The organism is Luteitalea sp. (assembly GCA_009377605.1).
Classification (GTDB): Bacteria; Acidobacteriota; Vicinamibacteria; order Vicinamibacterales; family Vicinamibacteraceae; genus WHTT01.
On sequence record WHTT01000024.1, the window covers coordinates 45,328 to 59,699 of the forward strand.

Annotated in this window: 8 protein-coding genes; 7 read left to right on the forward strand and 1 reads right to left on the reverse strand. The window is 66.5% G+C overall.

The window, feature by feature from the left end; translation table 11 throughout:
* The first annotated feature begins 35 nt into the window (after positions 1-35).
* From GEV06_10360 to iolD, 6 genes are all read left to right on the forward strand, one after another.
* Positions 36-3,587, forward strand: coding sequence for a hypothetical protein (locus GEV06_10360; protein MPZ18300.1), 3,552 nt, complete (start codon positions 36-38; stop codon positions 3,585-3,587).
* On the forward strand, positions 3,587-4,594 hold the full coding sequence (locus GEV06_10365) for a tetratricopeptide repeat protein (GenBank protein ID MPZ18301.1): 1,008 nt from the start codon (positions 3,587-3,589) through the stop codon (positions 4,592-4,594). Before GEV06_10360 ends, GEV06_10365 begins: the two co-directional genes overlap by 1 nt.
* Positions 4,591-6,180 carry a tetratricopeptide repeat protein gene (locus tag GEV06_10370; protein ID MPZ18302.1) on the forward strand — a complete coding sequence of 530 codons (1,590 nt, stop codon included), beginning with the start codon at positions 4,591-4,593 and terminating at the stop codon, positions 6,178-6,180. The genes GEV06_10365 and GEV06_10370 overlap by 4 nt, the downstream gene beginning before the upstream one ends.
* 59 nt (positions 6,181-6,239) lie before the next feature.
* Positions 6,240-8,081, forward strand: a complete 1,842-nt coding sequence (locus tag GEV06_10375) for a CRTAC1 family protein (protein ID MPZ18303.1) — start codon at positions 6,240-6,242, stop codon at positions 8,079-8,081.
* Positions 8,082-8,151: 70 nt separating this feature from the next.
* On the forward strand, positions 8,152-9,564 hold the full coding sequence (locus GEV06_10380) for an FAD-dependent oxidoreductase (GenBank protein ID MPZ18304.1): 1,413 nt from the start codon (positions 8,152-8,154) through the stop codon (positions 9,562-9,564).
* A 234-nt stretch (positions 9,565-9,798) separates the two neighbouring features.
* Positions 9,799-11,724, forward strand: a complete 1,926-nt coding sequence (gene iolD, locus GEV06_10385) for a 3D-(3,5/4)-trihydroxycyclohexane-1,2-dione acylhydrolase (decyclizing) (GenBank protein ID MPZ18305.1) — start codon at positions 9,799-9,801, stop codon at positions 11,722-11,724.
* A gap of 84 nt (positions 11,725-11,808) precedes the next feature.
* Here the strand turns inward: iolD and GEV06_10390 are convergent, their stop codons facing one another.
* Positions 11,809-12,852 (reverse strand): LacI family DNA-binding transcriptional regulator, encoded by a 1,044-nt coding sequence (locus GEV06_10390; protein ID MPZ18306.1) that lies wholly within the window; start codon positions 12,850-12,852, stop codon positions 11,809-11,811.
* Between the two features lie 333 nt (positions 12,853-13,185).
* On the opposite strand from GEV06_10390, the gene iolB reads away from it, so the two are divergent.
* Entirely contained in the window at positions 13,186-14,070 is an 885-nt protein-coding gene (gene iolB / locus GEV06_10395) for a 5-deoxy-glucuronate isomerase (GenBank protein MPZ18307.1), read from the forward strand.
* Positions 14,071-14,372: the final 302 nt, after the last annotated feature.

The following is a 14,372-nucleotide window of genomic DNA, read 5'->3' on the forward strand; positions in this document are numbered from 1 at the left end:
CGCGATCGCCACCGGTAGCCGAGGGGGAGGTTCCGATGCAGGGATGCGGTCGTCTTCTAGCGTTGCTGGTCGCGTTCGTGGCGCTGGCTGCCACGGTGTGGGGCCAGAGCTTCAACGGCGCGATCACCGGTGTCGTCACCGACACGAGCGGCGCCGTCGTGCCAGACGTGGCGCTCACGCTCCGGAACCTCGCCACCGACCAGGTCGTCGGCGCGACCGTCTCCGACCCTGACGGGGCGTACGCCTTTCGCAACCTGACGCCCGCCAGCTACGAGCTGCAGGCCATCAAGCCCGGCTTCCAGGAGGTGGTGGTGCCGGGCATCGAGGTCACGCTGAGCTCCCTGCAGCGCATGGACATCGAGCTCCAGGCGAGCGGGCAACAGGAGCGCGTGGAGGTGACCGCGTCCCCCTCGGTGCTGAGCTACAACAGCGGCACACAAGCGCACGGCATCACGCCAGAGACCCTCCAGCAGCTTCCGCTGCTCTTTGGCTCCGGTCCGCGCTCGGCGGCGACCTTCGCCACCTTGATGCCGGGCGTGTCGACAGGAGGACGCGCGAACGCCTTCGACGCGAGGATCAACGGCGGCCTGCAGTCGGGCGACGAGGCGACCCTGGACGGCGTCAGCATGCAGCAGGGCTTCATGAGCCAGGGCGGGATGGTCTCCATCTTTCAGGACTTCCCGATGTCGCCGGACATGGTGAGCGAGGTGAAGGTGCTCACCTCCAACTACGCGCCCGAATACGGCAACTCCACCTCTGGACAGATCATGGCGGTCACCAAGTCGGGCGGCAGCGATTTCCATGGCGCGCTGTTCGAGTACCACCGGAACGATGCGTTGAACGCGACGCAGTGGGGGGCTGATCACAAGGCGCCGCTCGAGCGCCACAACTTTGGCGCGAACATCGGCGGACCGGCAAAGGTGCCCGGGCTCTGGGGGGACCGCTGGCAGACCTACTTCTACTTTGACGCCGAAGGGTACCGACAGAAAGGTGGAACGAATCTTCCCACCATCTCCATCCCCTCAATGGCGCAGCGCAATGGCGACTTCAGGGACTGGCGCGACTCGAGCGGCCGGCTGATTCCCATTTTCGACCCTGCCACGTTGCGGCCCGACGGTCAGGGCGGCTTCACCAAGGACCAGTTCATGGGCTGCGACGGGCGGACGCCAAACGTGATCTGCCCCGATCGCATCAATCCCATTGTCCGGTCGTGGCTGGACGCGCTGCCGACCCCCACCAACGGCCAGGCGCTGAACAACTACCAGCCGCCGGCGCCGATTCCGGACACGATTCTCGGCGATTCGAACTACTACCTCGGACGCGTCGACGTGCAGGTCGGCGCGAACAACCACTTCTTCGCGAGCTTCTGGCATCAGCGCGCACCCGCCAAGTTTCTGTCGTTGCTGCCGCAATCTGTCGCCAACGAGACGTATTCCGATCCCCAGAACTCGTGGGTGAACCGGTTCAACTATGACCGTATCTTCACGTCCAGCGTGCTCAATCACTTGTCGATGGGGTACCTGAACCGAAACGAGGGCTACGGCTGCGTCAACCAGGGCTTCGTCGGCGACTTTCCGCAGATTGAAGGCGTGGCAGGCTACAACGTGCCCCCGCAGATCGAATTCTCCGACGACTACGAGCAGCTTGGCTGCAACGCCGGTGTCAACGTGGGCAATGTGACGACGCGCCCGACGTTCATCATCAACGACATCGTCACATGGATGAAGGGCAGCCACACCGTGAAGATCGGGATGGAGTACCGCAGCATCATGGGAAACATCCACACCAACAGCAACCTGGCGGGCGCGTTCTCCTTTGGTCGCGGCTCGACGGGCCTCCTCGGCGTCAACAGCGGCAGCCCCATCGCCAGCTTCCTCCTGGGCGCGGTGGACAGCGGCGACGTGACCTATTACGACGTCAGCACGACCTACGCGCGGCAGTCGGCGTGGGTCTTCCATGCTGGCGACACCTGGCGGATTGGCAACAAGCTGACGCTCGACTACGGGTTGCGGTGGGACTACTTCTCGCCCTCTCGCGAGAAGTATGACCGCTTCTCCTTCTTCGACCCGGAGGGGGCCAATCCCGGCGCCGGCGGGCGGCCAGGGCGCCTGGCGTTCGCCGGCGACGGCTACGGCGCGGCAAGCTATGGCGCGCCCTACCCGGAGGAGCCGTGGTACGGGGGCTTGGCACCGCGGCTGGGCGCTGTCTATGCCCTCAACGAGAAGACGAACGTCCGCGCGGGATGGGGCGTGTTCTTCACGCAGGCCTTCTACCCCGGATGGGGCGGCGGCATGTCACAAGACGGCTTCTCGAACAACGTCACGTTCAACACCTCGCTGGGCGGCATCCGGCCGGCCTTCTTCCTAGACGAGGGGTTCCCGCAGAACTTCCAGGCGCCGCCGATCATCGAGGCCGATTACCGCAACGGCCAGGACATCCTGTATCGACCGATCGATGCCAACGAGCGTCCCTACGCGCACCAGTGGAACCTCACGGTCGACCGCGAGCTTCGCGACGACCTCGCCCTGACTGTCGCCTACGTGGGCACGCTCGGTCGGCGGCTTCCCTCGAGCATCGAGCCGTTGAACGCGCTCGACCCGGCGCTGCTCTCGATGGGCTCGGCGCTCTACGACGAGTTCGAGCCGGGCATGACGAGCCTCCATGGCGTGCAGGTGCCCTACGCAGGGTGGGCGGAGCAGATGGTCGGCTGCGCGCCATCGGTGGCACAGGCGCTGCTGCCGTATCCGCAGTACTGCAGCAACCTGCAAGGCCTCAACGAGAACTACGGCGAGTCCAGGTACCACTCGCTGCAGATGAAGCTCGAGAAGCGGTTCTCGGGGGGCACCTACGGACTCGTCTCTTACACATTGTCCAAGACCGTCTCGAGTGGGTCTGACAACGTCCAGCGGGGAAACGCGGCGACAGCAAACGACGCACAGGGTGTCATCTCGCCGTTCGAAAGAGAGCGCAACGAAGCGATCACCGTGGACGATACGCCGCACGTCCTGTCGGCCGCGTTTGTCTATGAGCTGCCGCTCGGACGGGGTAGGCGGTACCTGAACGATAGTCGCCTGGCCGATGCGCTGCTCGGCGGATGGCAGGTCAGCACCATCTTCCGCTATTCCTCCGCGCTGCCGTTCTTCTTCCGCTCCGGCTTCTGCAACGTTCCCGATCAGTTCCAGGCCGCATGCATCCCGGCGATCCAGGACGCCTCTGCAGTCTTTGGCCAGGATCCGGGAAGCTTCGATCCGGGGGAAGGGCCGCTCTTCAATCGCGATGCGTTCGAATCAGAGGACGCGTTCAACTTCTATTACGGGCAGGGCAACCGCATTGAAGAAGAGATTCGGGGATTTTCCTATCGCAACCAGGACCTTTCCTTGATCAAGAACACGAGGTTGCCGGGCAACACGAACCTCCAGATACGCATAGAAGTGTTCAATCTCTGGAACTGGCACATGTTTACCGACTCGGGCGCGTACGGCAGCTCCGCCTTCAACACGGATCTCGCGAGCCCGGACTTCGGTGTGTGGAACGGGGCGGTATCGGACCCGCGGAACATCCAGGTGGCGGCGCGCTTCGAGTTTTGATGTGCCTCACGTCACACGCCGGAACAGACGCCCTGCTGAAGATGCGCACGTGGATCGTGCTCGCGGCGCTGCTCTTCCTGGCAACGCCGCGCGCCCAGACGCAACCGCAATCACCGGCTCTGCTGGACGTTGAGCGGTTCGGCGCCCGATCTACGCTGCGCGTGCCAGACATCCCCCGCAAGGAGGACGTCAACCGTGCCATCCACGCGCGCGACTGGGCGCGTGTCGAGCGTCTGCTGGTGGAGGAGATCGACCGTCGTCCGAACGCTCCAGAAGTCCTCAAGCTTCTCGCGCGCGTGTTCTTGATCGACCAGAAGCCGCTCAACGCCGCGATTGCCATCAAGAAAGCCGAGGCGCTCGCGCCCCTCGATGAGGAAACGCGGTACACCCTCGTGCTGGCCTACGTGGCGATTGAGCGGCACGATTGGGCGCGCGCCGAGCTCAATCGCCTGGTCGCCTCGGACTCCGATGACCCCAGGTATCAGTACTGGCTCGCACGACTCGATTACGACGGCGGCTTGTACGCCTCGGCCATCGAGCGGCTGGAGGGCGTCATCGCTCGGGATCCCGATTTCATCCGTGCGCACGACAACCTGGGTCTCTGCTACGAGGCGCAGAATCGGCCGGACAAGGCGATTGTGCACTACCACAAGGCCATCGACCTGAACCGCCGGGCGGCGACGAAATCAGTCTGGCCGCCACTGAATCTGGCCGTGTTGCTGCGCAGTCGCGGCGAGCTCGGCGAGGCCGAAGCGCTGCTGCGAGAGGCGGTTCGATACGACCAGGCCTCGCCGCGCGCACACTACGAGCTGGGACGCGTATTGGAAGAGTTGGAGCGCGCGGACGCCGTGGAGGCGTTGCAGCGTGCCGTGTCGCTCGACGCGTCGTATCCTGATCCGCACTACGCTCTGGCGCGAATCTATCGCGTGCAAGGGCGCGCGGAGGAGGCGCGTCAGGCGCTTGCGACCTTCAAGCGGCTCGACGCCCAGCAGGAGGCGAGACCGTGACGGTACGCAGGCTCGTCGTGCTCCTATCGCTGCTGGTCGCGGCGGCCTCGGGAGCGGAGGCTCGGCAAGCGACACCGGCGGCCGCTCCGGCTGCGGCGGCGCCGCCGGCGACGTTGCAGCGGATTGCAGATCTTGTGGGCGGCGACGATCTCGCGGGCGCCAAGGCGGCGGTCGACGCCGCCCTCGCGTCCTATCCCTCGGACGCCGCGCTTCGCAACCTCGCCGGCGTGGTTAGCGCACGCCAGGACGCCTATGTCGCTGCCGAGTCGCACTTCAAGACGGCTATCCGCCTCGCGCCGCACGCGGCAGCCGCGTATGAGAACCTTGGCCGCTTGTATCAGGAGCGGTCGGGCGTAGACGATGCCGCACGGGCAAAGGCGATCACGACCTATCGGCAGCTTCTTCGCGTCGATCCAACCAACCTCGAGGGGCTCTATCAGGCGGCATTCCTGCTCGCCCTCGAAGGCCAGTTCGCAGAATCACGCGAGCTCATCGGCCGGCTGCCCGACGATGTGCGGGAGCGACCGCAAGCGCTGGTGGTGCTGGCGGCCGATCTGGCAGGACTCTCGGACGGTGCGGCCGCAGCCAAGGTGGTCTCCAGACTGGCCGCGCATCGGGATCTGTCCGCAGAGGATGTCACGAGCGTGCTACCGGCGCTCGATCGCGCGTCCGACGACCGGGCCGCGCAAGCGTTGTTCGAGGCACTCGATGGTCGTGGTCTGGCGACGCCTCAGCTGTTACATCGACTGGGTCGGATCCACGCGGGACACGGCCGGTTTGCCGAAGCCAACGCGGTGCTCGACCGTGCCGCGGGCGGGGCGCCGTCGGTGCCGATCCTGCTGGACCTGGCGCGCGTGAACGACAAGCTGGGCGAGAGCCAGCGAGCCCTTGGGTACGTCGCGCACGCGCGGGCGCTGGATCCGGACAACGCCACCACGCACTTCCTCTTCGGCGTCATCTGCGTGAAGCTCAATCTCGGCGCGGAGGCCTACGACGCGCTCACGAAGGCCGTCGCGCTCGAGCCCGATAACGCCCTCGCGAACTACGCCCTTGGCGCGGTCGCGATCCATCGTCACGACCCGTCCGAGGCGATCACGCATTTCGAGACGTACGTCCGGCTCGTACCGGATGATCCGCGTGGCAAGTTTGCGCTCGGTGCCGCGCGCTTCTACAGCAATATGTTCGATGAAGCACGGCAGGATCTCGTGCAGGCGACGCAAGCCCCCGAGACCGCCGCGGGTGCACATTATCTGCTGGCGCGAATTGCGCGTCAGACCAACAATCTGGACAGGGCCAGGCGGGAGCTGGACGAGGCGCTCCGGGCAAACCCGGACTACGCAGATGCCTGGGCCGAGCTCGGGCTCGTGCGCCTTCGGATGCGGCGCTACGCGGAAGCAGAGCAATCGCTCGAGAGAGCGCTCGCGATCGATGCGGAGAACCATGCGGCTACACTGCACCTGGCGGCGCTCTACGCCCGCACGAAGGATCCGCGGCAGGAAGAACTGAAGCGGCGCCTGAAGGTTCTGCAGGAGAAGCGCGCCGACGCGGCCCAGGATTTCCTGAGGATCATCGAGGTGGTGCCGTAGCGAGGGCTTCAGGCCCTTGGGCGCGCAGACGTCGAAACTCCAGGCTTCAGCGTACGCCTATGTGTCGGTTGCCAACGGCTCTCGCGATTCTTCTCGCACTGGCAGGTCTGGCGGCTCAAGATGTGCCGCCGACCAAGGGCGCTCCTCCTGCGTCTGCGCACGCCGCGCCAGACGTGCGCTATGTCGACGTCACGGATGACGCCGGGCTCTCTGGGTTTCGTCACGTGTCGGGTGGCGCAGAGAAGGACTACATCATCGAGACCACGGGCTCGGGCGTGGCGATGGTCGACTTCGATCGTGACGGCTTCCTGGATCTCTACTTCGTCAACGGCTCGTCGCTCGACCGGATGCGTCAGGGTGTGAGTGCGCCGAAGGCCGCGCTCTTCCGCAACACCGGTGACGGCACGTTCCGCGACGTGACGGACGAGGCCGGTGTGGCCAACGAGCGTTGGGGACAAGGGGTCTGCGCGGGAGATTTCGACAACGACGGTGCTCTGGACTTCTATGTCACGAACGTCGGGCAGAATCGCTTGTACCGCGGCACTAGCGGGACGGCCTTCGTTGACGAGGCGGTGGACGCGAAGGTCGGCGTGGACGGCTGGTCGACGGGATGCGCCTTCGGTGACTACAACGGCGATGGGTGGCTCGACCTGTATGTTGCCGGTTACGTGGACCTGGACATCGCGGCGCTTCCCCCTGTGCCGGAGCGCAGCACGGCAGGGGACGCGGGGAAGGCGCCCACGGCAGCTACGCCTGCGACCTCCCAGGGCCGCGGAGTCGGCATGGGCGCCTCGTACTCGGCGGACGCTGCCGTCTGCACTTACCGAGGGGTGCCGGTCATGTGCGGCCCCCGCGGGCTGAAGGGTGCGCGTGATTATCTCTTCCGCAACAACGGCGACGGCACGTTCACCGATGTCACGCGTGAGGCGGGTGTGTGGGCCGAGCCCGCACGCTACGGACTGGGGGTCGCCTGGTTCGACATGGACAATGACGGGCAGCTCGATGTGCTGGTCGCCAACGACTCTGGTCCGAACCATCTCTTTCGCAATCTTGGCACGGGGCGCTTCGAGGATGTGAGCTACGTGTCCGGTGCGGCGCTCGACGGCGACGGCCGGTCGCAGGCGCACATGGGCGTTGCCATCGGCGACTTCGACAACGATGGTCACGACGACATTCACATCACGAACTTCGCGGACGACTTCAACGCGCTCTACCGCAATCATGGCGACGGAAGCTTCACGGAGGTGAGCGCCAGGTTCGGCGTCGCGGCGGCGTCGATTCCCTTCCTCGGCTGGGGCACCCACTTTGTCGACTACGACAACGACGGCTGGCGCGATCTCCTGGCGGTGAACGGACACGTGTATCCGGCGGCGGACGCCCTGGAGTGGAACAACTCGTATGCGCAGCGCGCCTTGCTCTATCGCAACCTCGATGGTAAGAAGCTCGAGGAGATCGGATCGGCTGCCGGGCCGGCGCTCCTCGAACCGCGGGCAGCTCGCGGGTCCGCCGTTGGCGACTTCGACAACGACGGCGGAGTCGATGTTGCCGTCAACACGCTCGACGGCCCGCCGCTCGTCGCGCGGAACGCGGGCGATGGTCGCGGTCACTGGCTCACGGTGGAGCTCCGCGGCGACCCAGAGCAGCAGTGTCCGAGGGACGCCATCGGCTCGGTGGTGTTCGTGACCGCCGGCAAACGCCGGCTCCGTGGCGAGGTCGCGAGTGGGCGCAGCTACCTGTCACAGTCGGACCTGCGGGTGCACTTCGGTCTCGGCGCGGCCACCACGATCTCGCGCATCGAGGTCCGCTGGGCGAACGGTCCTGCCGAGACGTACCCAGGACCAAGCGTCGATAGCCTGGTCGTGGTCGATCAGGCGCGTGGTGTGCTCTCCGGCAATCGGTGAGCGGGTTATGACGTGGTGTAACCGGAAAGGTGACCGTGTGAACAAACCACAGGAAAGGCCTGGACGCACGATGAGTCGCCGGGAGGCGCTCCGGCTGACCGGAGCGGTCATGGCCGCCCCTCTGGTCGCCGGCCCCACGGCGTCGTTGCAAGCCCGCAGAACAAAACGGGTGGTCATCATCGGGGGAGGCATCAGCGGTCTTTGCACGGGCTACGAGCTGGCGAAGCGCGGTCATGACGTCACCGTCCTGGAAGCCAGTGGGCGGCCCGGAGGTCACGTTCGCACGATTCGTGATCCGCTGGCCGACGGGTTGTATGCAGACGGTGGCGCGGAGCACTTCACTCGGCCTGGATACGAGCGGTTCTGGGGCTACGTCCAGGAGTTCAATCTACCGGTGTCGCACTGCGCCCAACGTGACGAGACTTCCCGTTACATCGAAGACCGGTGGTATGCGGAAGAAACGTTGCACGATGCTCGCGTTCTGGAGCAGATGGGTTTCAATCAGAGGGAACGCAAATATCTGGCGGACCATCCGTGGCCGGAGCTGGGCCTGCTCTATTACCAGCCCTATCTGGACCGTTTCACGGACGAGTATCGTCCTTTCGAAGCCGGGCTCGACGAGCTGGACGACATTTCCATTAGCGATCTGCTCGAAAAGGATGGCGCTTCAGCGGCCGCAATCAATTACTTGGGCGGGCCCAGCTCGGCCCTGCACGTCTTGTGGCATGCCGCCATCCTTGCACTTCGTGGCGTCGCGCTCTTCCCGCAAGAGGTCTTTCGCATCACCGGCGGCAATCAGCGCATGACCGACAGCTTCGCCGAAAGGCTGGGCGACAGTCTGTTACTGGGCTGCCCCGTGAGCGCCATCGAGCACGGCAACACAGGGGTAACGGTTACCTACAGCGGCTTCGGCCGGACGAGACAGTTGGAAGCGGACTATGCAGTGGCCTGCATCAATCTCTCGATGCTCCGGAAGATCTCGGTCACACCCGCGTGGCCGCAGAGCAAGAGCTACGCGATCCGGAACGTTCCGTACTATTCCAACACTCGTATCATCTTCCAGTCCCGGAGCCGCTTTTGGGAAAGAGACGAGTTGAGCCCGAACCGGGCGCTCGGGCAGCCTGGCCTCTCCACTGTCTGGCAAATGGCTGCGGAAGTGGAGACGGGAAGGGGCTTACTGGAAGGCGCAGCGCCCGGCGTCGTCTCGGCGGAGCAAGCGCTGAAGACCTTTCGGGGACTCTATCCCGGGAAATCAGAGAACATCGAGCAGGCGTACGTCGTCAACTGGGCGCTGGACCCCTGGGCCGCGCTGTGTGAGACGACGCTTTACGCCCCGGGGCAGCTTCGCAGAATCTGGCCGCACGTGATCGAGCCGGTCGGGCGAATCTACTTCGCCGGCGCGTATGCTGACAATCTGAATTGGGGGATGGAAGCCGCCACGAGATCTGCCAATCGGGTGGCTGATGCCATCAACGAAGCTTAATCCCAAGATCGAGCGGCCGGTCCTGAGGCGCGCGCGGACCCATCGACACCTCCATGGCGAAGCGCTTCGTTCACCGGAATATTGCGGCAAATCCGCGATCGTTGGCCGCTCTCATGACGCCAACTAGCGAATCGCTTTGCGAACAGCGAGATTGTTGCTAGACTGACGCGCACCCGCGGGACCATCGCCACAGTCGGGCACCAGATCTGCGCGCCCGCGGGTTGAGGAGGAGTCGTGTCCAGCACGCGGCGTCTGACGGTCGCGCAGGCGATTGTCGAGTTTCTCGTTCAACAGCACACGCGTCGCGACGATGTCGAACAGCCGTTGTTCGCTGGCGCCTTCGCCATCTTCGGCCATGGCAACGTCGCCGGGCTGGGAGCGGCGCTCCTGGAGCGGACCGATCGGCTCCGCTGCATCCTCCCGCGCAACGAGCAGGCGATGGTGCACAGCGCTGTCGGCTTCGCCAAGATGCAGAACCGGCTCCAGGCGATGGTGTGCACCACCTCGATCGGCCCCGGCGCGACCAACATGATTACCGGCGCGGCCGTCGCGACGATCAATCGGCTCCCCGTGCTGCTCCTGCCGGGCGATCTCTTCGCCACGCGCGCGCCCGCCCCGGTGCTTCAGCAGCTCGAGTCCGCGCAGTCGCAGGACGTGTCGGTCAACGACTGCTTCAAGCCAGTCTCGCGGTACTGGGATCGGATCAACCGGCCGGAGCAGGTGATCGCCGCGCTCCCTGAGGCCATGCGCGTGCTGACGTCCCCTGCCGAAACCGGCGCGGTGACGCTCTGCCTGCCGCAGGACGTGCAGACCGAGGCGTTCGATTTCCCCGAGGCGCTGTTTCGCAAGCGCGTCTGGACGATCCCACGTCTCCGGCCGGACGCGACGCTGCTCGCCGAGGCCGTCGCGCTGCTGCGGCAGGCGACGAGGCCGGTGATCGTCGCCGGCGGCGGCGTGCACTACAGCGGCGCCATCGACAGCCTCCGCGCGTTTGTCGACGCCACCGGGATCGCCGTCGTCGAGACGCACGCGGGCAAGGGCGCGCTGCCGTACGACCATCCACAGGCGCTCGGCGCCGTCGGTGTCACCGGCACGCCGGGCGCGAACCGTCTCACGCGCGAAGCCGACGTCGTGCTCGTGGTGGGCTCGCGCCTCAGCGACTTCACGACCGCGTCGAAGAGCGCGTTCCAAAATCCGGCCGTGCGCTTCATCGGCCTCAACGTCACCGAGCTCGATGCAGGCAAGCACCAGGCGCTGCCGCTCGTCGCCGATGCGCAGGTGACGCTCGACGAGCTGCGCCCCGCGCTCGCCGGATGGGAGACCTCCGCCGCGTACCGCGAGCAGGTCACGCGCGACCGTCTCGACTGGGAGCAGGAGATCGATCGGATCGTCGCGGGCCAGCAACAGGCGGACGAGCTTGCCGCCATTCCATCCGATCGGCAGGGCGCGGAGGCTGGGCGTCGTGCCATCAGCCAGGGCGAAGTCATCGGCCTGCTGAACGGGTTCGTCGGGCCGCGTGACGTCATCATCAACGCGGCGGGCAGCCTCCCGGGCGATCTCCACAAGCTCTGGCGCGCGCGCGATCCGAAGCAATATCACCTCGAATACGGCTACTCCTGCATGGGCTACGAGATCGCGGCGGGCCTGGGCGTGAAGCTGGCGGCCCCGGATCGCGACGTCTACGTGCTGGCGGGCGATGGCTCCTACCTGATGATGGCGCAGGAGATCGCGACCGCCGTGCAAGAGGGCATCCGTCTGACGATCCTCGTGCTGGACAACCACGGATTCGCGAGCATCGGGGCGCTCTCCGAATCTGTCGGCGCGCAGGGCTTCGCGACGGAGTATCGCTATCGGACCGAGTGCTCCGACCGGCTCGACGGGCCGCCCGTGCAGGTGGACTTCGCGGCCAACGCGGCCTCGCTCGGCGCCCACGTGTGGCGCGCCGAGTCCCGCGACGCGATCCGTGAGGCGCTGCAGGCGGCCAAGGCGACGGAGGAGGGTGTCACGGCTATCGTCATTCCTGTCGATCGGCACGCGCAAGTCGGCGGACCGCCCGTGTGGTGGGACGTACCCGTCGCCGAGACCTCCACGCTCGCCAGCGTGCAAGAGGCGCGCGCACGCTACGTCGCCGCGCGTGCGCAACGCCGCTTCTATCTCTAGTGCGGTGTCTCCGAAATAGCTTGGCATTCGGCCGCCCTCGGTGCACAAGCTATTTCGGAGACACCACACTAGACAGGCGCGCCGCTACCGGCCGGGCTTCGCGCCGCGACCGGCGCGCAGGTGATAGCCGCACGACTCGCGGATGAGCAGCGACGTCTTCAACACGACGGTCTTGAAGCCGCGCAGCCTCTTCTGGCCCTCGGGCGGGTCGAGCGTGTTGATGAGGAGCTCGGCCGCCGCCTGTCCGATCTCGTACTTCGGAAGGTTGATGGTCGTCAGCCGCGGCGAGAACGCCTCGAGCCACGGGTGATCGTCGCACGTGACGAGGCCGATGTCGTCAGGGCAACGGATCTGGTATTGGCGCAGCGCCGCCATGAAGCCGACGGCGCTCATGTAGTTTGCGACGAACACGGCGTCCGGCTTCCGCTTGAGCAGCGTGATGCCGGCGTCGTAGCCCGCCTCGACACGGAAGTCGCCGGACACGACGAGGTCTGGATCGACGGCGAGGCCGCCCGCCTCGAGCGCCTCCTTGTAGCCGACGAAGCGGCGCCGCGATGTGCTGACCTGCGGGCCGTTCAGCATGGCGATCCTGCGATAGCCGAGACGCACCAGATGCGCCACGGCTTCGTACGCGCCGCCCTCTTCGTCGACTGTCACCACGTCGGAGCGGAGGCCCATGCCGAAGCGCATCAACTGGACGAGCGGCACGCCGAGCGTCTTGATCTGCTCGGCGACGTCGACGGGGATCCGGCCGCGAGCCTTGGTCAGCAGGATCCCATCGACGCGCTTGGCGAGGAACAGCCGGAGGGACTGCGCTTCCTTCTCGGGGTCGTCGTCGCTGTTGGCGAGCAGCAGCTCGTAGCGGCGGCTGCGCGCGCCGTCTTCGACGCCCCGGACGACGGCGGGCCAGAACGGGTTGGCGATGTTGAGGGCGATCATGCCGAGCGTCTGGGTCCGCTGGCGTGCGAGGCTGCGGGCGACGAGGTTGGGCTGGTAGTTGAGCTCGTGGACCGCGCCGGTGACGCGCGCCTTGAGAGCGGGGCTGACGTAGGCCGTGTGGTTGAGGACGGCGGAGACGGTGGCCGTCGAGACGCGGGCGCGCTTGGCGACATCGAAGATCGTGGCCATCGTCAGCCTCCAGGCTAGCGACGCATTCTAGCAAGCACGGGGCGCGCTTGCAAAGCGCTTAGCTCCGGGGCCGCTCTGGCGCCGACGGCGCGTGCGCGCGGCGGTTGACCACGCGCGGCAGGGGAGCGGCAGGGGCGGTTGACAACGAACGGCACGGCGGGCGTATACTAGCGACCCACGCGCCAGGACTGCCCACCACGGGCGCTCGCGGCGTTGTCGTGCCGCGCGCGCTGCTGCCGCCGGCCGCGGCATCCGCGTCCAGCGAAGCGCTTCGCTGGCGAGCCCGCGCAGGCGTGGGGCACCGAGGAGGCAGGCGTTGGAGGATTCAGGCGCATGACGAACAGTCGTTCCCTGCTACGCTCGCGCGCAGCGCGCAATGGATCGGGCACCCTCGTGGCGGTGACGCCGGAGCGAGCTGGCTGGGACTACGTGCACTTCGCGGCACGCCGCATCGCGGCCGGCGACCGGTGGGCGGGACGGACGGGCGGAGATGAGGTCTGTCTCGTGCTGCTCCGCGGCGAGGCGGTCGTGACCTGCGCGTCCGCCCGATCGGGGGCAGTGCCCGCGAAGCCGGTGCGGCTCGGGCCGCGGCGCGACGTGTTCAGCGACTATCCGCACGCGCTCTACCTGCCGCGGGGCACGCGCTTCGAGGTGCGCGCGCGGCGCGCGACCGAGATCGCCGACTGCCGGTCGCCCACCGATCGCCGAAACGATGCGTTCGAGATCCGGCCACAGGATTGCGGGCTCGAGGTGCGCGGCGGCGGCAACGCCACGCGCCAGATCATCGACATCCTGCCGCCGTCGGCGCCGGCCGATCGCCTGCTGATCTGCGAGGTGTTGACCCCAGGCGGGAACTGGTCCAGCTATCCGCCGCACAAGCACGATCGGCATGCCCCGCCAATCGAGGCGGCCCTCGAAGAGACGTACTACTTCCGATTCGCGCAGCCGAACGGCTTCGGCTATCAACGCCTGTACAGCCCCGACGGCCGGCAGGACACGGTGCTGCGCGTGACCCACGGTGACCTCGTGCTCGTACCGGAGGGCTATCATCCGTTCGTTACAGCGCCGGGCTACGATGCCTATTACTTGAACGTGCTGGCCGGCAGCATCCGCTCGATGGCGGCGTTCGACGATCCGCGCTACGCGCACGTGCGTGCGAATTGGCCCCCGGCCGATCCGCGGGTGCCCATGGTCCCTCCGCCGGGTGTTCAGCCATGAAGACGCTCGCGACGCACGCACCAGGCGGAAGGAACCTGACCGTGCTGGGCGTCGACGCGCCAGCCCGGGGCCCTTCGGGACGACGTGGTGACGAAGCGCTTCGACAGCGGCGTTCGATCGCGAGACGGAGCGCGTGTCGGCCCGACAATGCCGTCGGAACGCTGAGGAAAGCGACAAGAGGGTCTTGACAATAGCGCCTCGGCGCGGCATGCTGCGACAGACCCTGTGAGGCGGTAGCGACGGCGCCATTGGCTTGGCTGCGGGCTGATGGCGCCATAAATAGCCGATGCAGCTAAGCGCTT

Excerpts from the sequence above, each read along its gene's own strand:
- GEV06_10360 (MPZ18300.1), top strand. The coding sequence starts at position 36 with ATGCAGGGATGCGGTCGTCTTCTAGCGTTGCTGGTCGCGTTCGTGGCG.
- GEV06_10365 (MPZ18301.1), top strand. The coding sequence starts at position 3,587 with ATGTGCCTCACGTCACACGCCGGAACAGACGCCCTGCTGAAGATGCGC.
- GEV06_10390 (MPZ18306.1), bottom strand. The coding sequence starts at position 12,852 with ATGGCCACGATCTTCGATGTCGCCAAGCGCGCCCGCGTCTCGACGGCC.
- iolB (MPZ18307.1), top strand. The coding sequence starts at position 13,186 with ATGACGAACAGTCGTTCCCTGCTACGCTCGCGCGCAGCGCGCAATGGA.
- GEV06_10380 (MPZ18304.1), top strand. The coding sequence starts at position 8,152 with ATGAGTCGCCGGGAGGCGCTCCGGCTGACCGGAGCGGTCATGGCCGCC.
- GEV06_10375 (MPZ18303.1), top strand. The coding sequence starts at position 6,240 with ATGTGTCGGTTGCCAACGGCTCTCGCGATTCTTCTCGCACTGGCAGGT.